The organism is Lacticaseibacillus manihotivorans DSM 13343 = JCM 12514 (assembly GCF_001435035.1).
Taxonomy (GTDB): domain Bacteria; phylum Bacillota; class Bacilli; order Lactobacillales; family Lactobacillaceae; genus Lacticaseibacillus; species Lacticaseibacillus manihotivorans.
This window is the reverse complement of sequence record NZ_AZEU01000133.1, coordinates 23,997-42,370: the sequence shown is the minus strand read 5'-3', so window position 1 is coordinate 42,370 and position 18,374 is coordinate 23,997. Positions and strand designations below refer to the sequence as shown.

Genomic DNA, 18,374 nt, shown 5'->3' with positions numbered 1-18,374 from the left:
GTTCGCCTCACGGTGTCGTGCCACGGAGTGGCTAACTTGTTCTTGCAATTTGCGATCCGTAATCTTCCAATCAAAACGAGAAATCGTAAAATTTTCGAATCAGCTGACGAAAGGTCTTTCCAAACCGGTGGCCAAGTTTATTCTGGACATGGTTTATGGAGTTGCTAAAGGTGCTTCACCGATCTTATCTGACATTAGTCGTTCGCTGGGCGAAGAAGTTCCCCTGAGTGCTACCATTAAGCGCCTAAGCCGCAACGCCGCCAGCTTTAATGACTTTATCAAGCTGGATCAGAACTACTTGGACCTAGTTCAATCCCAAGTTGAGGACGATATGTTGGTTATGGTCGACAATTCAGATATTACAAAGCCTTACGGTGAACAATTTGAGGGATTGGCACGTGTCCATGACGGCTCAAAGGGTGGAACTGAAAAAGGCTATCTCACGACCAACATCACAATTGCTTCCCCAAAGACGAAGCACCCCATTCCAATTTATTCACATTTGTTTTCGGCAGAGGAAACTGACTTTGTCAGTGCCAATGTTGAAACTTATAAGGGCTTGAATAGGGTTAAGCGTTTGTTCAATAACAAGCGCTACACGGTTGTGATGGACCGCGGATATGACGCTAACGATATAATCACCTTCTTGAGCACTGAGGAAACCGATTTTATCATGCGTCTCACCGACAAACGTTGGATTAAGAGAAAGGGAAAGGCCTACAAGGTGCCTGAATTGGCCCAGCGCCACAAAGGTAAAATTGCATTTGATAGCCAGATAAAGGGCAAAAACTATCACCTGAAAATAAGTCACCTCAAAGTTACTTTGCCAAGTTTTCCAAAGCAATCATTCTATATGGTGATTGTTTATGGCTACGGCAAGAAGCCGATGAAGCTGCTTACGAACAAGACGATAAGCAGTAAGGCGGCTGTTTTGCAGATTGTGAAAGGGTACATCACCCGTTGGCGCATCGAAGAACTGTTCCGCGTCCAGAAGCAGGAATACGGCTTAGAGAAAGTACGGACGCTTACGCTGAATTCTATTCGGTTAATTCACCGGCTAATTACGTATTTGCTAGGCCACCACGCGATGAGGATTGAAGCCGCGCCCCTATTAAACGAGATAATATATCAGCGGGCACGATGTTTGCGTGAAAATGTTAAATTCCAGTTGTATCGCTATATCCGGGGGTTAACAGCGATACTCAAGGATGATTTGGTCGGAGTTCGACATTACAAACACATCGAGCATCGTCGTAATCCGGGCCAATTACGTTTGGCAATTTAGCAGTTAATCCTAAACGGTTTAAGCGTGCAGAAATGGACGTTCAATTTAGTGTGCGCTCTGAACGCTAGAAACTAGCAAGCGCAATTAATACCAGCTATTTCAAGAGCAACTGCCTGGAACTGCAAGGTGGACATTGTAAAATGGGTAAACTCAAAGACATTTTCATTGACGCAGGCGGCGATTTGCGCTATAGTAGCAATTGGTATTGTTTGCCCCACGATAAGCCCCGGAAACTTAACGTGTCAAACACTCACTGAACAATTTTTGGAGGAAACAAATCGTGCGTACAACATTCATGGCTAAGCCAGGCGAAATTGAACACAAATGGTATGTCGTCGACGCAACGGACATCAGCTTAGGCCGTTTGTCCTCAGTGGTTGCCAGCATCTTGCGTGGCAAATACAAGCCGACCTTTACCCCTAACGTTGACACTGGCGATAACGTCATTGTGATCAACGCTTCCAAGTTGAAGTTAACTGGCAAAAAAGCCTCTGACAAGATCTACTACCGTCACAGCCAACATCCAGGTGGTTTGAAGCATGAAGTCGCTGGCGACTTGCTTGCTAACAACCCTGCTCGTTTGGTTGAATACTCCGTCAAGAAGATGTTGCCAACCAAGAACACTCTTGGCCATCAACAATTCTTGAAGCTTCATGTGTATGCAGGGGAAGATCATTCTCATGCTGCCCAAAAGCCTGAAGTACTCGACATCACGAACTTAATCTAAGGAGGATACAACTGTGGCTCAAGTATCTTACAGCGGCACTGGTCGCCGCAAAAACTCTGTTGCCCGCGTACGCTTAGTACCTGGCACTGGTAAAATCACGATGAACGGCAAAGACGTTCACGACTATTTACCATATGAACACTTGATCTTGGACATGACTCAACCTTTCGGCATGACCGAAACCACTGGTCAATATGATGTCCTTGTTAACGTCAACGGCGGCGGCTACACTGGCCAAGCCGGTGCAACTCGTCACGGTATCGCCCGTGCGTTGCTCACTGTTGACCCAGACTTCCGTGGTGCTTTGAAGCGCGGCGGTATGCTGACTCGTGACCCTCGTATGAAGGAACGTAAGAAGCCAGGTCTTAAGAAAGCCCGAAAGGCTAGTCAATTCTCAAAGCGTTAATCCATTCGATTATCGCTCAAGGAATACCGGTACAACGGCGTTCCTGCGAATTTCTTTTACAAAAGTGGTTGGGCGGATTTCCGCTCAATCACTTTTTTTCTCCTACAAATTGGTCCGATTTTGGGCCGATTTTTTTTTGCTCGTAATTGTTAATCAAATTGGTCGGTGAGTTTTTACGTTGCGTTGGGCGTGTTCATGACAAATGTGATGTCTTTTCTTTGGCTTCTGCCTTGGCACGCGCTTCCGCAATTCGTTTCGCAAACATGTTGTTGGTCGTTAGGTTGACGATATCTGGCGTGTTCACGTAGATACGAGTCGTCGCCACGTCGGAATGCGTAAGAGCAGCGGAAATAGCTTCCATAGTGGCGCCTCCTTCCAATGCTAACGTCGAGTAAGTGTGACGTAGCTTGTGGGGATAGGCATGTTTCAGCGCTGGATGTCGCTTTTGCATGGAGTTGAGACGGTAATTTAAAAAGTCGGCATGTAGCGGCTGGTTCATGTGCCCTCTGTTGTCCGTATAGGTGAAGACAAACTGTTCGCCATCTAGGTTCGTGATGCCTACTGAGGCTAATTGATCAGCTTGATGCTCCTTCCATTTTTTTAGTAATGCGATGATGAAATCCGGCACCTGAATTTTGGTTTGCTTGTGTCCTTTTGTGGGACCAAGTTCCTTATGCTTGTTTAGGGCATTCATGACATAGATATATCCATTCTCTAGGTCAACATAGCGCCAACGCAACCCATAAGATTCGCTTTTACGATCGCCAAGATTCAATGTTAGCACGAAAAGTAGATATTCTTCTTCTGAAAGTTTTCCAGATTCGAGGTCGGTTCTTGCAGCATCAATCCAAGCAATCAATTCATCGGCAGTCAGAGCTTCACCTTCAGCAACACGCTTATCATGAAGCCGCTTTTTCTTTGGTGAATTGACAAAACGCAAAATTTTGGCAATTCGGTTAACTTCGATGAAGTCTGCTGCTTCAGCTACATCAAAAAGTTGACCGACGTAACTTTTGATGGTTCTGATATTAGCGTATTGCTCTCCTAAGATTGCCAATTCTTCCATGACAATCTGGTTATGCTCATTGAGATAGGTCAGTGAGTACTTTCCGAATAGAGGGAGCAAGTGAAGCCGGAAAATGTTCTTGGTTTGGTCAACTGTTGCTTTAGTTGGAATTGTTCGAATACGCCCGCTACCACCAGCTTCATAGAGTGGTAGCCAAAGTGTTTCATAAAAATCCTTGAATGATATCTCTCCTTTGAGTGACATAACGCGATCAGTTCCGGTTTGTGTCACGGTTTCAATTTTTGTTTGTATCTCCCTTTCTAGACGTTGCGCCTCGGCCTTGGTTGGAACGGTCTTGCGAAAGCGTGATTCTCCGTTCGCGAGAATTTCTCGTACGTTTTTTGGGAAAAACACTTCAACGCGGTAGTTACCAGCCTTTGTTTCGTTAATAGTCATATCATTTACCTCCTACAGTCAGTGGCACGACGGTAGAACGTAAGAAAACTACGAGGTCATCATACCATCTACCGATTGAAGTTGCACAGTTGTCGATTTTCGCCTGTGGATAAGTTGTGCATAAGTGCTTAGAATTTTTTGGGATGCTCTGACATCGTGTGCATCCACTTGTCAATTTCGAATCGGTCTAGACGGATAGTTCCACCTATGACAATCTGTGGTAGTCCGAGCTCGATCCAAATAGTTAGTGTGTTGAATGCAATCCCTAAATATTCGCAAGCTTCTTTTTTTGAAAGGTAGCGAACATTTACCAGCATGTCAGCGCGCACCCGCTTGGTCTCCATTAGAATCATTTGATAGATTTCTTCGCGAAGCTTAGTGAGCTGCTCATCCGCTAATACCACTGATAGTATGTTTTGATTTGATACTTCCATGAATTAGTACCTCCTGGTATACGGTCTATTTCTGCGCTTGTAGACCCTCTCATAGGTACAGTCGAAATTTTTGGTGAAAATGGGACAGCCCTGCTGATTTTTTTCAGTAGGGCTTTTTTTTCGTGGCTGATGAGACCGTGTTATTCGGTATGAGGTAGCAAATAATAAATATTTTTGAATTCGATGTCCCATATTCATGTTTTTTTTCGACTGTAATTGGTGAAGGGGGAAAGCACAATTACAGGAGGCAAGATATGAGAACCGAACTAGAGGTTTCAAGGATATTCGTTCAGTTTATTACGAGCGGTGTGCGCCACGCTCGAATCGATTCCTACCGTAAGCGAAATATGCAAGCCAAAGCGATACCGATTTACCCAATGGAACTCCAATTGATGGATCGATTACAACTTCGTCAACCAGCACGGCTGCTTGAGACGATTCCAATCAATCAGATTCCGCATCTCGAAGATTATATTGTGAACGATCGGCTATCAGATGCTATCGCACGATTAAATGACGAGGAAAAATTCGTTATTTATTGTAAGACTGTTGAGACCATGACGGATGCCGAAATTGGAAGCTTATTAGGCCGTAGTCGGTCGGCAATTAGTAAACTGCGGCACCGGTTATATCAAAAACTGCTGAAAGTTTATCAAGACGATGCTAATGGGGGTAACTAATGAAGCAAGCACGTAATCTTGTTCCTACCATTCGGAAGGCTCAGTCAGGTGATCCAATAGCAATGAAAAAGCTGATGAAGGATTTTAAGCCGTTGATTGAGTACAATGCCCGGTATGGGCGAGCTCATATTGATGAAGACGAATCCCAAAGCTTGTACTTATTGGTTTTCATCATGATTCAAGCGTTTGATTTGGACCTTTATTTAAACGGTGGAGGTCATTAGCCGTTAAATATGCAAACTGCCAATACATATATATCTACGATAGTGGCGTGAACTCTTCCCCCGTATTAAACGCCAGCTGGTCCGGTGCCGCGCGAGTAGATATTGTGTAGAGAGGAGGTAGCGATGAGTGACAGCCGGCGTTTTGATCGGCGAAAATTTCATGAGCGTCGAGTATCCCGATTCTCGATAACGGACATGATGCAGCAAGGAATATTTGTTGAAGATAGTCTAGGTCGAGAGTGGATCAACAACGATAACGGTTATTTCACGTTACAGGCATTCCCTGAAGCAAACAAAGTGGTGATCCTGTCACTGAGTGAAATATATCGCAAAGCAAGGATCGTTCTTGATGGAAATCGGCGGATCATTGCAAGACGACGCAAGTCAGATGATCGCCTTGATCGTATTGCATTTGTTCCTAAGTGAGGTGCTGAAGATGTCAGTTAACCTTAATCCCCATCGAAAAATTCCAGAGTGGGAAGCAAAGCTTTGGGTGTTAGAGGCTCGTTACGGCTCAATAGTCAAGGCGCCGGATGATGACGCCGATTACCTCGCTATGCGCAAAGCAGTGGCTAAGATGTTTTCGGCTAATCGTAGTCGTTGATTTCGGCCAACATAGGCTGAAGTTCGCAAGGTGATACCGTATCAAACCTGAGTATTAACGCACGTCACGGGTGCCACCAACTTTACGGAGTTGGTGGTAGTCGTGAGTGCACGACAAATCGTCGTGTACAGCCATGTTCTTTGAAATCTGAATAGCACAAGAACCTAGCCCGCCACGCGCCATACCGTTGCGGTTGCTGCCAAAGGAATAAACCAACGCATAGGCAGTGCTAGAAGCCCAAACGGGAAGCAGTATGGCACATTGCTCGGGGAACTATTGCCTTAGTTGGCTAACACGTTGAAGCGTGTTGGTGCAAGACGTGATGGAACTGCCCCCAGGTCGTCGGCTAACCTGATGCCGTCTACCTTCCTGTGATAGAGGTGAACAGGACGTGTGCGTTGGAAAATAATGGTGTGGTCGTAGGACCGCCGAGAAGATTGGGAGAGCAGGGTTCGATTCCTTGCTACCACATATTGGAGTAAGGTGACGTCACCAATGGTGAATAACAAGGCTGAGTGACGTCACCTTGATTGGATGTCGTGAAGCGATTGCATGATTAGCTGATGGAGGGACATAATGGTCGTTAGTAAGGACAAATTTCGGCGTCAGTTTACGCTAACGCCAACGACTGCCAACGAGATCCAAATGATTTGTCATTCGACCGGTGAGAGTTCATCAGAAATGGTGCGCCGCTTGATCGAGTGTGAAGCGATGTTGATCCAGCGTGGTTTTGTAACTCATGTAGCTGGCCGGAGGCGAAAACATGCGTGAAGCAATGATTCAGCGAATGACAAGATGGACTGTGTTTGGTGTAATTCTTGATGATGCACTGTTTTTCGAGAATATTGTATTGTTTGTTTTTGGGCACACGTCATGGCTGCTGGGAATGCTGGTCGTTGGGATCCTCTTTGTGGGAACCGTAGTATTGGCGACAATTACGATCCTGTTGGACTCGTCAACCAAGGCAGAGAGGATAGACAAGGAGAATCAGTAAAGATGCAGGATGAAAATTTAACAACAGTAGATAGTGCCTTTGAGTTCGACGCGTTAGCTCAAGCGATGATTGGCTCACTTTCCGCAGATAAGACGCGGAATTTTAGTGATCCATATTGGCTGAATGCAGCACACCAGGCTTACACCGCAGTGCTCGCTACTCTGCAAAAGAATCAAGAGGAAGTCTCGCTTGAAGATGTAAACCATGACTTGATTTACTTGCTGCGAGATGATCGACGAGATACGCGTCAACGGATGCTTGCACCGCTAAGTGACGAGACTGCTAAGCAAGCATGTATTCTTGCATCGGGGATTGTCGCATGGCACTTAGCCAAATTGTAATCGTCTAAACAACTTGGTGGAGCGGATTTTTTCATGCGCAATGAAACAGACTCCAGATTGATCGGCGGAAAACGATCGCGCAGAGTCTCACTCCTCAGGATTGTTATCGTCCTAACTATGGCGGTGACGTGTTGTCCATGGTGCGTGGAAGGGTTCGATTCCCTTCGGCAGCATACCAGCAGTGATGCTGGTAGTTTTGTTCTCTGTCAGAGCTTGCCTTAGTTCTGTCTTGGCAATTTCAGTCCCCCTGTTGTTGTCGCTGATCTTGACCGCAAATCAAGGTCAGTCATGTTGCTTCCGGTGACGCTGAGGTTCTCAGCAAGGAGAGGTTCGACTCCTTTTGGCGACGTTTATCACTGAAACTTAGGGTGGTAAAGGTGAAAAAGTTATCCACAAGTCAGCTAATTCATTGTTGCACAAGGGATTGCACGTTCGTGACAAGCTGGTGGGCGTGGCGTATTCTTTAATTGTTAAAGCGGGAGCGAGAAGTGGACGGAGAGGATGACAATGAAGAAAATTGCGGCTACATTCACCATAGTGTTCACAAGTGTTTCGATATTGTCACTTGCCGGTTGTGGATCAAAAGGGCCTAAATCCAGTCAAACTCAGACTCAAGTGACAGCACTCTCAAAGAGTCAAAGGGCAAGCTCTCGTACAACTGACAAAGATAAGGCTAGTTCAAACAAGAAGCACGTTCATGGATCAGATGAATCTAAGACGAGTACTGAGAACGGCAAGCAGGAAAAATCTAAGACTGATGTCAAACATGGATGGGTGATTGGCAGTGGGTCAAACGCTTCGAGTAAGTCTAGGACTAGTAGCGCTACTGGAAAGGCGACTACAACCAAGCGTTCTTCCAGTGCTAAAGGGTCTTCTAACACAGAAACTGCTAGGGCGACCAAGTCGAGTGCTTCTGCAAGCACAGCAGGCAGGGCTAATTCGTATGGCCAGACGACAACGTCAGCACAGAAGCAGGTCATAAGTTCACCGGCGAAGTCCGGGCCTGTTGCTTCGAGTGCGAGTTACACCACCGCGCCGGTTACGAAACCAACGACTAGTTCATCGCCGACGACGACAAACACTAAGCCCGTAACCCCACCGACGGCCGTCCACGCTACGGAGCGGGTTGGCTCTGGTGGCCTGTTTAAGACGTTTGAAGCGGCACGATCCGCAGAGGTTGCGGCGGTAATGGCGAGTGACACGTATGACGCGGGACACGTCTTCTCCGTGTATATGAGCGACGGTTCAATGGAATGGTCATGGGAACCCACCACGCTCGGTGATTAATAAGAAACTTATTTAGTGTACAGATTGCACGACTGTTGGCGACTGGGAATTCTTCTGGTCGTCCTTTTTTGTCTTGGAGGTGAAAGTTATCGCTCAACATAGCAAGATGAAGCAACATCGCCGGAAAGTATGGTTGACTCTAGTCATATGTGTGGCTGGCCTTTGGTTGGCCGCAGGATCAACCGTACAAGAGATAATCGATTCGCATCAAGCGGAGACTACCGCCAAAACGTTTAAGAAAACGATGCATACATCGAATTCAAAGGGTCACAGGTTACCTGAAAATGTCGTCAGTGTGCCTTCAGTCGGTATCTACCAGCCGGTCTATGCAACACCGAGTGGCCTGAACTATGGGGTCTATGGTAGTGGCAATGTAAACAACAATTTCATTATTGCCGGCCATTCCAGCTACGTCTCCGGAGTCTGGTTCAGTAATCTCTTCAAGCTCAGGACATCATCTGGCTATGTTGTTCATGATGGTGCACCATACCGTCCCAGTGACTACAAAGGCGACAAGGGTGCTGGCGGTTTGGTGTATCTCTACACACATGAGGCAAAGTACACCTATCGAGCGGATAAAGCGTATACCGTGAAAGCAACTGACACAACGGTGACCGCTCAAGGAGACGTTGGAGAACCAAGGCAATTACACCTATATACCTGCCCCTATACGAAAGATAAACATCCGACGATTCGTTATGTCGTCCAAGCACAGTTGATCAAAGTTCAGTTAACCAAGTCTGGGGTTCGTGATCACGTTCAGACACAGTTGACAGTCAAGTAAGTTAGGAGGAAATGAATGCGAAGGATTCGAGCTGAACCCCAGGGTTGCTGACTCTCGAAATCGACAACTCACGAGGAGGAATTTTTATGCACAATGTTTTGTGCAAGCGCCCACGTCTAAAAACGTTGGCGCTTATTTTTATGGGTTTGATTGCTTTTGTTGCGACCCTTGGGTTCTCCAACGTGCACACCACACACGCTGCCTCAGTTTGGATCAATTCAGGAGCTGCGGATCTGGCGACATCGTCTAAATGGAAGACTGCTAGTGGGACATCTATTACTGAGGACGGTTGGTGGCGTAAGCGTGATGGGTCGGCGAATGGCACGGTATTATTTTGTGTCCAACTCGGCGCGCCTTTAAACAACAACCTGAACACAGGCTTTGCGGCCACGACAGTAACTGATGCGCAGCATAAGCATATTTCAGAGATCGCATATTACGGATACTATGCGCAAGCGCATACGTATACCAACGAAATGTTTACGCAGTGGGCAATTTGGCAGTATCTGGGCGACACTTACGTTAGCTCTCCACTGACCTCACAGTACAACGCTTGGAAGGCGAACGTGAATGCTAAGGTTGCGGCATACGACAAAGCACCATCGTTTAATAACACGACGGTCAATATTGATGCTGGGACTACCAAGGCATTGAACGACACCAATGGTACGTTGGGCACATACGCTTCAACGGCAACGGCCACACCCGCAGGACTCAAAGCGTCTATCTCTGGAAATACGCTTAATATCACCGCTGCCAATAATGCGGTGGTGTCTGGCGGTGCCATCAAGTTCGCTGATAACATTGCAGCCACATATGAAGGGGCTGCTTTGCTGTATTCACGTCCTGGTTTTCAATCGGTGATCCTGCCAAAGATTGATCCAACGTTTAAGAAGTTCACGGTCAATGTGAACGTGATCCATTACGGGACCGTTAAGTTGACAAAACAAGATGCTGAAACAGGCACAGCACAAAACGGCGCAACCTTTGCCGGTGCCACGTTCAAACTGACAGATACCAAAACTGGTGCCACAGAAACCTTGACCACAGATGCGTCGGGGACTGCGGTGAGTGGCAAGCATGCGATTGGTGACGGCTATAGCATCGTTGAAACCAAAGCACCAGCTGGCTACAAGTTGAATACCACGCCAGTAACCGGAACATTCACGCATGCTAGTGGCGATACGACTTACAGTGCTGCATCGGTGCAGACTGCCGTAACCATTAAGGACAACTATATTTACCATGCTCGCATCAAAGTCAACAAGCAAGACAGTCTCACCGGTACCAATCCGGAGAACGGTAATACGTTTGCTGGGGCAGTCTTCAAATTGACGGATACCACAACGGGAATCTCTGAAACATTGACGACTGACAGTAACGGTATCGCAGTATCCAGTGCCAACTTTGCGGTTGGTGATGCGTATACCTTAGTTGAGACGACTGCACCAAAGGGTTATCAGCTCAATAGTGCTGTCGTTTCTGGAACATTCACTCGGACCAAAGAAGACGGCTATGCCAATACCAATGCACTCACGGTTAAGGACAAGGTGATCCCAGATCAGATCTCGATTCATAAAACTGATGAAACAGGAAAGGATCTTGCGGGCATCAAATTCAAGATTTCTGATACCAAGGCTAACTTGATGGCAGGGAAGTTCTTGAAGTTGGCTGCGGATGGGAAGACTGTCGTTTTTCCTAATCAATCAGGCTATTCAGATAGCTTACAAGACTACGTGGCGACGACGGATGCCAAGGGGATTGCGACTTGGTCTAATATTGTGAAGCCTGCTTCCAAGACAGATCGAACTTACTATTTCGATGAAATCTCGACTGATAAGGATCATCAACTGCTGACGAAGGGTAGTGCAATCTCGGCTGGCGACACTGGCGCGAACAACACCTACGCTGTCGTCAATCAATCCAAAATCAAGCTTCCAAACACGGGCTCGCAAGATGCTGCAAAATTAGCAGTCATTTTGATCGTTGCTGTGCTTGGTGCTTCTGCTGTTGGGGTCTCACTAGTGATCAACAAGAAAAAGGGGAACAACTAAATGAATCAAGTGAAGAAAGTAAAGCATCTACGGTTAGCCTTTACTGTTTGTGGTGTGGCTTTGGCCTTGGGGGCCGGGAGTGCTTTTGTAATCAATGCCACGAACAGCTCAACCGTACATGCTGCGGAAGTGCAACTCGACGCCAACAGTGATTTCGCTCGGCTGGCACCGACGACCGTCAACTACACTGTTCATAAAGGTATGACGCTGCTGGGGAAGACACAAGCCTCAGTGGTTGACGATGGCAACGCTCAGTCGTGGAATAACGATACGACCGACTTTGATCCCGCTAAATATGGGAAGGTCGGCTATACGGCTTATGACATCACCAACACAATTGAGTCCGGCGACATGACCGATGCAGGATTAAAGGCTATTGGCGATGACATTGCTAAGGATCCAACTGGAAATTATTACATTAAGAATGCCCAGACGAAGACAGCTGAACAGTTCATCACTAGCGGGTCCATTACCACCTTTAAAAATCTCGCTGCCAGTGATGACAACAGTGAGCATCATGTGTGGGCGATCATTGAAACCACTCACCCCAAAGGGCTCGTCACTCAGATCTCACAGCCAATCATTGTTGCCCTGCCACTGACGAATACGGCGGGGACAGCATGGCAAACCGAATCCAATGGGTATCCTAAGAACATCGTGCAACAGCTGAAGTTTACGTTGACTAAGCATGGCGATAGCCCTTCTGGGGACGGTAAAACCAGTTACTTGCCGGGGATTCCATTCCAGCTGTACACGGGGAAGCCGGGTTCTGGCAAAGCGACCGGAACTGTCGTTAAGACAGATGCCAACGGTGCGTTGACTGTCAGTGGCTTGGTCCGAGGCGACTACTACTTCGTGGAAGAATCGTCGTCAGACGTTGCGGATATTGATAGTGATAGCGATGCAACCTACCTGTTAGGCGCAGACGCGCGCAACGACAGTGCCAACAAACTAACCTTTAGTATCGGTGAAGACGGTGTGGATCCAAGTACGCTACACGCAGATGTGATGAACTACCATGCGCCAGACATGCAAAAGACTTTGGAAGATGACCACAATTCCTTTACCGAAGGGACACTAGCGGACTTCAAGACCGCGATTCATATTCCAAACGATATCAATGGTGGTACCGGTAGTGAGATTGCTGGTCAATCCTATATCACCGAGCCTTATGGGGTCTTTGAAGGGACTGATACTGCCGATGCAGGGTTGACCTGGGATCGTGCGGAAGCGAACTTCAAAGCGACTATTGATATTAATAGCAATGGCAAAGTCGATGATGGCGACGTGACCTTAAAAGAAGGCACTGACTATACTCTGACTGACCTTGCTGATGGTCGAGGCTACAAGATTCAATTCATTGTCAATGATGGCAAGGTGTCTGATACTGTGGCTAAGTATCAAGGTGGCGATATCAATCTCACCTACTCGGAAGTGATCAACAACGACGCGGTGATCGACTCTGCCTTGTACAACACCTTCGACCTGGGCTATCAGAACCATCCGCTCAATGTCGGCAAGCAGCATACCCGCCACATCAAGCACAAGGTTCCAGTCTACACGTATGGTGCGCGGTTCACGAAGCAGTCTTCGGGTCTCTTTGGGACTGGAATCGCACGCACGCCACTTGAAGGGGCCCAGTTTGTTGTCCAAAATGCGAATGGCAAGTTCTTCAATGGCTTCAAAGACGGTTCTGACGATGATGCGATTGCGGAAGCCCAATGGGTCGATAAGGCCGCTAACGTCACAGCAGGGATTTTGACTTCCGATAAGGATGGGAACTTTGCTATTAAGGGCTTGATTGCCGGCAATTACGTGCTCCAAGAAGTGAAGGCGCCAACTGGTTATGAACTCAATAATCATAGCCAGAAATTCGTCGTTGGCCCGAACACCTACACCAACACGGTCTATGTTGCCAGCGACGATGCCAAGCCGACCTTGCCAAATACAGGGTCCAATGAATTCAAGGCGTTGATTGCCATTAGCATTGTCGTTATTGCTGGGGTCGCGGCGGTTAGTGTCTACGAGGTCAAGAAGCACAAGGTGGCCTAGTATATGCCAAATAGACAACCAAAGACAATATTGGAAACGGCGGCGAAGTCAAAATCGTACCACAATCGCAGACGGCGTCGTAGCGCGCTGATCTTGTTTGTGGCTTGTCTAGTCGTCGTGGTGAGTGCAGTCGGGTACTACGGATACACGCAATTTGAAATTTATCGCCAACAACAGATTGATATCAATAGCCTAGACCATCAAGGCGCAGTGATCGAGCGACAAGCCCAAAAGCAAACGCGCGGGACGACCAGTGCCATCAACTTGCAGGATCAGCAGTTGAAGACCATTGGCGCGGTCATGATTCCAAAAATTGCCTTACGCTTGCCAATATTTTCCAATTCATCTGATGCGGCATTGGAGATCGGTGCGGGTTGGTTGCCGGCTTCATCGCCTTTAGGTGGCGGTGCTGGAACGCATGCGGTTATTGATGGTCATTCGGGCAAGGCCAAGCCTTTGTTTACTTGGATCTCTGATCTGAGAAACGGTGACAAGATTTATCTCAAGGCTGGTAAGAAGATGCTGGAGTATCAAGTCATCAATCGCGTCAAGCAAGGTGACGGCGTGCACGCGCCGACTTATGTCAAAGACCTAACGCCTAAGCCCGGGCAAGACTTGTTGACGTTGATCACTTGTTATCCGTTGCTTCAGAACAAGCAGCGACTACACGTTACGGCCAAGCGAGTCCCTTATGACGGTCAGCAAAAGCAGGTCTCATTTTGGGCTTACTTGATGAATTATCGACTTGAGCTGATTGTGGCGGTAATCTTATTGGCGATTCCGTTGATGGCGTTCATTATCACGAAATGGAGAAAGAAGGGAAACAATGCAACTAAGTAAGCAAAGCGTCGTCTCGGCGCTATTGATTTGTGGCGTCGCGCTGAGTATGGGCTCAAGTGCGACCGTGTTTGCATCGACTGATACTGGTGTCGCAGCGGCTAGTAGCTCAAGCGTTATAAACAGCGATGCTTCTGAAACGGGCAGCGATGAAGCAAACGTGATCACTCAAGATTCTGAATCAAACGCAAATAGTTCAAAAACCGAAGTGGCGACGGCAACCAAAGTGCCATTAACACCGGCTGAGGCAGAACAAGCCGTGAAACAAGTGATCGAGATTCATCAAGTAACCCCGATTGAGGGTGCGGCGGACAAAGAGCTTGCCAGCACGCTTAATGCAGGCGTCGACGGATCGACTTGGAAGGTTTATGATGTGACGCCTCGATTTGATGAATTAGTGAAAGCGCAAAAGGCCGATACCAAAGATACAGATGCCATGGCTCAGATCCAGTTGACGTTAAGTGCCGAAGCCGGCAAAGCTGATGGTTATCAAATTGTAACTAGTGGTGTGACGAAAACTGTCAACGGGGAACCTGGTGTCTTGGACGTTCAAGTTACCGTGCCAGCTCACAGCTACAAGGCGTATACGTTTGTTAACACGTCTGCGCCGAGTCGCGTCGATCAAGCTGCCAGCTTCACCCTGATTTTGCCGGTAGCTGATGACGATGGTTACTTTCCAGAAAAACAGGTGATCGAACCCAAGTCTGGGGTCACGCCCAAGCCGGTGACGACTACCAAGTTACAACAAACCGGCCACACGCTGAATGAAGGAACGACTGCGGCAGGCATGGGTTTGGCAGCGCTAGGGGCTATTGGCGCTGGAGTGGTCGTCAAGAAGCGTAAAGCTGAATAAGGATTAGTGCTGAGCTTGTCGCTTAGCCTGATCCAATGGAGAGAAAGTCGCAATTTTGGACTTTCTCTTTTTTGTTGTCGTCGATACCATCAGGCCACTGATGCGGAGGTTTGACTCCTTCGGACGACATTGGCCAAGAGGTCAAAAAATAGAACGACGAGTTGCCGTTGAACAATCGGTAGCGCGTCAATTAATAGCCAAAAATAGGAGGTAGCTATGGCAGTTAATAAAAGTGATTTGAGTCGGACACGGAAGCTTGCGACGACGGTCTTAAAGCTCAATGGCGTTGATCCGGATCAGTGGTTATATGACCAGTATCAAGCGGTGATTGATGAAAACACTGAAACCATCGTGAAAGCATTAGGACAAGTTGCGAAGAATCCACTTGCCGCAAATCCATTGAATGGAAACGGCGGTGCTGTAGAAGGGAGTCAACAACATGAGTAAGGTCACCACAATTCTGCAATACATTATTACCGCGATTGGGACGATTGCAGGGCTTTACGCAACCGTCAAGCTGGGTATCTATGGCATGGCGCACATGGAGAAGAACCCGCAAAAAGTTGAACAAGCCCGCGATGGTTTGAAAAACGTTGCGATTGGCTTGCTGATCACGATTGCGGCCGCGGCCATCGTATCCTGGCTGAAGGCGGCTTAAAAGGGAGGTGAGTACCGTGCTTTCTGTTAGTTTCCAAGGCGCACGTAAGCTACGTCGAGTACTGAAGTCTAAGTCGCATCGGTACTCGCTTAACGTTGCCCAACGCTTGCTCAATGAGGCCGAACAGTATGCAATCGATCATCAACTCAGTGAGTCTGTTGTGATGATGATTCATGGTGATGATGACGAAAGTGTCTTTGTCGATCAGCTTGAGTTTGGGAAGCACCTTTCCTACATCAATAACTTGATTGCGGTGGTTCAACACACATTGTCGTCGGATCTTTTCGCTGATTATCCGGCCGCTGAAAAGAAAACGTTTCTGGATCGACTTGGTCAACAGCTACAAACCGAAAATAAAGTTCAGCTGGCAACCGATAACGCATCAACAGATCAAGAAGTGCATCCTGAGGAGCCTACGAGTGAGCCGACGCAGCTCGACAATCGCTCAACCCAAAAGCAAGACTCTGGGGAGCATTTTGAAAAAACTGATCCAGCGCTGGCAACGGCTGAGCCGGAAACCTCTAGTGCGCGAGAGATAATCGAGAATTTCATAGACCCAGTTCCCGCGAAAGCACCAGATGGCGTCACGCCAAAGCCACATGAAACCAAGCCACAACGTGTAGCTCGTGAGCGCAACTGGCGACCAAGTGCAGTAGGCATCCGACGGTGTTTCGTGGTAGTGGGTGTATTAGCGGCTTGTTGCATCCTTTTTTTGGTCGGGCGTGGTGCTCTAAGTAGCGTGAATCAACCACTGACGTACTCCGAATTGATTGCCAAGAAGGAATACTTGGCCGCGGCTAAAGCATATCCGAAGAAACGGGCTGCCATTGAGAGTAAGTTGGCGTCTGTTGGTGGTGAAAAGACCTTGAAGAAGTTCGTTGCAACCTATCCATCAGACGAAGGCAAGTTCGATCTGGCCTTCAAGCAGGCCAAGTATTCTCAAGTCGTTGGTCTGTCTACTCAAGCGAAGATGACGATTTTGCGGAAGACGATGCTTGCCATCGCCTATGTGAAAACCAATCAGCTGGATCAAGCAGCTGTGTTGAATGCGGATCTGAATAGTTCCAAGCTCACATTGGCGATTGCACTGGGGTATGTTCACACAGCGCGCTTTGATGAAGCCACGGCGCTCAACAAGACGCTGAACAATAAGTCATTGGAGAAGGTCATCGACACTGGTCGTATTTATCAGCAAGCAATTGAAAAATATCAACGTGACGCCGATGACGAGACGAAGACCGCTACCGAACGTAAGACTGCGGCAGCTAACGTTCAGGCGTTCACGCATCAGTTACAAACATTAGGAGAGTGATATAAATGGAACCTGAACAACAGGCGGATGAAAAGAAGCGCCGCAAGTGGCCGCTAATCGTTTTGTTCTCGGCGGTTGCGCTAGGAGGTGGCGGTTTGTTTGCATACAACATTGCTAACAATCAAAACAATTCTGCCCCGGCAAAAATCCAAGTACCGTTGAAGAAGCACCCGAAAAAGCGGAGCTCGTCTGATTCATTGATCGACTCGGCGACAGGTTCTTCGAAGCAAGCTAAGCAATCGAAATCTGCGGACAATCTAGTGGATTCCCTGCTAGGCGGGGAAGATGAAACGGGTGCTACCGATGAAATTTTGAACGCCATCATCAATCCAGTTGGTGCGGTGACCAAGGCGATTACCTCAGACACTACTAAGGAGTTCGTCGCCTTGGCGGCAAAAGCTTTAGCCGATGATGATGACGGTAAGACCGAAAAGAATGTTGATGAGACGACGTTTGTTGATGCTAACCCTGATGGCGCAGTTTTGACGCTGTTGGATAATGTTTCCGGGAATGCTACTGACGATCAGTCTAACTTAGACACGACACCTGTATTGCCAAGCAATGGGGGAATGACCACAGGCGCAAATACTGGTGGCTCAGATACCAGTGGCAACTCCGGCCAACCGACGCCGGTTAAAGTGGATTATGCACCCGTAATCTTGGCCTTGGGGACAATAAAGTTTCACGCCCATCAAGGCAATATCAAATATCTCACCGGTGTGTCTGCGCGTGATGTTGAAGATGGAAACTTGATCAATGACGTTCATGTCGATGCTTCAGGCGTTGACACGAACACTCCGGGAAATTATTGGGTGAGCTATTCAGTTACGGATAGTTTCGGTCATACGACTACCGCAAAGCGTGAAGTGGTGATCTATAATGACGCGCCAGTGCTTTACGTCACTCACGTCAAGACGTCGATTGAGGTTGGCACGACGTTTAACGCGATGAGTGGCGTTCTGGCACGGGACTTCCAAGACGGCGACCTATCAGGCCGAGTGGCCGTCGGTGGTGGCGTTGATACGTCAAAGCCTGGTATCTATGACTTGACCTATCAGGTTGCAGATGACAACGGCGCGACTGCTACGGCAAAACAAGAGGTCACTGTGTTTGCTGATAAGCCAACCCTAGATATCAGCAAGATTCCGGCCACGGTCAAGATGGGTGAGCCTGTAAAGATTCACGATGTTACGGCAAGCAGCAAGTATGGCGACGTCAGCGTTGACCTGGTTGGTGGCGTTGATTCGAATACGCCAGGGCAATATCAGCTCACCTACACCGTCACCGATAAATTCGGGCAACAAACCACCGCAGACACCACCGTTACCGTGCAAGCTTCAGATACCCCAACGACTAGTGATCCTGCTAAAGAGTCTGCGT

The 18,374-nt window shown here is 47.8% G+C and carries 21 protein-coding genes; 18 read left to right on the top strand and 3 right to left on the bottom strand.

Annotated features, from left to right (window positions below; all coding sequences use genetic code 11):
* The 3 genes from FD01_RS07505 to rpsI all read left to right on the top strand — a co-directional run.
* The coding region (locus tag FD01_RS07505) for a transposase (protein ID WP_235802941.1) at positions 1-1,285 on the top strand (1,285 nt) is incomplete at its 5' end.
* Positions 1,286-1,565: 280 nt separating this feature from the next.
* The gene (gene rplM / locus FD01_RS07500; RefSeq protein WP_056963522.1) at positions 1,566-2,012 is read left to right on the top strand and encodes a 50S ribosomal protein L13; all 447 of its coding nucleotides are present in this window, start codon (positions 1,566-1,568) and stop codon (positions 2,010-2,012) included.
* A 13-nt stretch (positions 2,013-2,025) separates the two neighbouring features.
* Complete coding sequence (gene rpsI / locus FD01_RS07495; protein ID WP_054715218.1) at positions 2,026-2,418, top strand: 30S ribosomal protein S9; 393 nt, start codon at positions 2,026-2,028, stop codon at positions 2,416-2,418.
* A 193-nt stretch (positions 2,419-2,611) separates the two neighbouring features.
* Here the strand turns inward: rpsI and FD01_RS07490 are convergent, their stop codons facing one another.
* Together FD01_RS07490 and FD01_RS07485 are read right to left on the bottom strand one after the other, a co-directional pair.
* A complete protein-coding gene (locus FD01_RS07490; protein WP_056963521.1) occupies positions 2,612-3,880 on the bottom strand; it encodes a site-specific integrase in 1,269 nt (422 codons plus the stop codon).
* Between the two features lie 128 nt (positions 3,881-4,008).
* Positions 4,009-4,314 carry a MerR family transcriptional regulator gene (locus tag FD01_RS07485; RefSeq protein WP_056963519.1) on the bottom strand — a complete coding sequence of 102 codons (306 nt, stop codon included), beginning with the start codon at positions 4,312-4,314 and terminating at the stop codon, positions 4,009-4,011.
* 254 nt (positions 4,315-4,568) lie between these two features.
* Here FD01_RS07485 and FD01_RS07480 point away from each other — a divergent pair, with 254 nt between their 5' ends.
* The 6 genes from FD01_RS07480 (at position 4,569) to FD01_RS07455 (ending at position 7,157) form a co-directional block, all read left to right on the top strand.
* A complete protein-coding gene (locus FD01_RS07480; RefSeq protein ID WP_003663025.1) occupies positions 4,569-4,994 on the top strand; it encodes a sigma-70 family RNA polymerase sigma factor in 426 nt (141 codons plus the stop codon).
* Positions 4,994-5,218 (top strand): helix-turn-helix domain-containing protein, encoded by a 225-nt coding sequence (locus tag FD01_RS07475; RefSeq protein WP_003663026.1) that lies wholly within the window; start codon positions 4,994-4,996, stop codon positions 5,216-5,218. The genes FD01_RS07480 and FD01_RS07475 overlap by 1 nt, the downstream gene beginning before the upstream one ends.
* Before the next feature lie 123 nt (positions 5,219-5,341).
* Positions 5,342-5,644, top strand: a complete 303-nt coding sequence (locus FD01_RS07470; RefSeq protein WP_056963517.1) for a hypothetical protein — start codon at positions 5,342-5,344, stop codon at positions 5,642-5,644.
* Positions 5,645-6,398: 754 nt separating this feature from the next.
* A complete protein-coding gene (locus FD01_RS07465) occupies positions 6,399-6,593 on the top strand; it encodes a hypothetical protein (RefSeq protein WP_016363139.1) in 195 nt (64 codons plus the stop codon).
* Entirely contained in the window at positions 6,586-6,816 is a 231-nt protein-coding gene (locus FD01_RS07460) for a hypothetical protein (protein WP_003663028.1), read from the top strand. Before FD01_RS07465 ends, FD01_RS07460 begins: the two co-directional genes overlap by 8 nt.
* A gap of 2 nt (positions 6,817-6,818) precedes the next feature.
* The gene (locus FD01_RS07455; RefSeq protein ID WP_016363138.1) at positions 6,819-7,157 is read left to right on the top strand and encodes a hypothetical protein; all 339 of its coding nucleotides are present in this window, start codon (positions 6,819-6,821) and stop codon (positions 7,155-7,157) included.
* Positions 7,158-7,852: 695 nt separating this feature from the next.
* Here the strand turns inward: FD01_RS07455 and FD01_RS16070 are convergent.
* The gene (locus FD01_RS16070) at positions 7,853-8,137 is read right to left on the bottom strand and encodes a hypothetical protein (protein WP_152164831.1); all 285 of its coding nucleotides are present in this window, start codon (positions 8,135-8,137) and stop codon (positions 7,853-7,855) included.
* A 473-nt stretch (positions 8,138-8,610) separates the two neighbouring features.
* Here FD01_RS16070 and FD01_RS07445 point away from each other — a divergent pair, with 473 nt between their 5' ends.
* The 9 genes from FD01_RS07445 to FD01_RS07405 form a co-directional block, all read left to right on the top strand.
* Positions 8,611-9,228: a sortase gene (locus FD01_RS07445; RefSeq protein WP_225436182.1), complete on the top strand. Its 618-nt coding sequence runs from the start codon at positions 8,611-8,613 to the stop codon at positions 9,226-9,228.
* Between the two features lie 86 nt (positions 9,229-9,314).
* Positions 9,315-11,282 carry a thioester domain-containing protein gene (locus FD01_RS07440; RefSeq protein WP_054715225.1) on the top strand — a complete coding sequence of 656 codons (1,968 nt, stop codon included), beginning with the start codon at positions 9,315-9,317 and terminating at the stop codon, positions 11,280-11,282.
* Complete coding sequence (locus FD01_RS07435) at positions 11,283-13,334, top strand: SpaA isopeptide-forming pilin-related protein (protein WP_056963511.1); 2,052 nt, start codon at positions 11,283-11,285, stop codon at positions 13,332-13,334. It abuts the gene before it with no gap.
* Between the two features lie 3 nt (positions 13,335-13,337).
* Positions 13,338-14,174 carry a class C sortase gene (locus FD01_RS07430; protein ID WP_054715263.1) on the top strand — a complete coding sequence of 279 codons (837 nt, stop codon included), beginning with the start codon at positions 13,338-13,340 and terminating at the stop codon, positions 14,172-14,174.
* Positions 14,161-15,024: a pilin N-terminal domain-containing protein gene (locus tag FD01_RS07425; protein WP_054715228.1), complete on the top strand. Its 864-nt coding sequence runs from the start codon at positions 14,161-14,163 to the stop codon at positions 15,022-15,024. The genes FD01_RS07430 and FD01_RS07425 overlap by 14 nt, the downstream gene beginning before the upstream one ends.
* Before the next feature lie 216 nt (positions 15,025-15,240).
* Positions 15,241-15,471 carry a hypothetical protein gene (locus FD01_RS07420; protein ID WP_054715231.1) on the top strand — a complete coding sequence of 77 codons (231 nt, stop codon included), beginning with the start codon at positions 15,241-15,243 and terminating at the stop codon, positions 15,469-15,471.
* Positions 15,464-15,682, top strand: coding sequence for a pilin (locus tag FD01_RS07415; RefSeq protein ID WP_054715233.1), 219 nt, complete (start codon positions 15,464-15,466; stop codon positions 15,680-15,682). Before FD01_RS07420 ends, FD01_RS07415 begins: the two co-directional genes overlap by 8 nt.
* 16 nt (positions 15,683-15,698) lie before the next feature.
* Positions 15,699-16,994, top strand: a complete 1,296-nt coding sequence (locus FD01_RS07410; RefSeq protein WP_056963509.1) for a hypothetical protein — start codon at positions 15,699-15,701, stop codon at positions 16,992-16,994.
* Between the two features lie 5 nt (positions 16,995-16,999).
* Positions 17,000-18,374, top strand: a 1,375-nt coding sequence (locus FD01_RS07405; protein WP_082611756.1) for an immunoglobulin-like domain-containing protein, incomplete at its 3' end; no start/stop codon positions are given.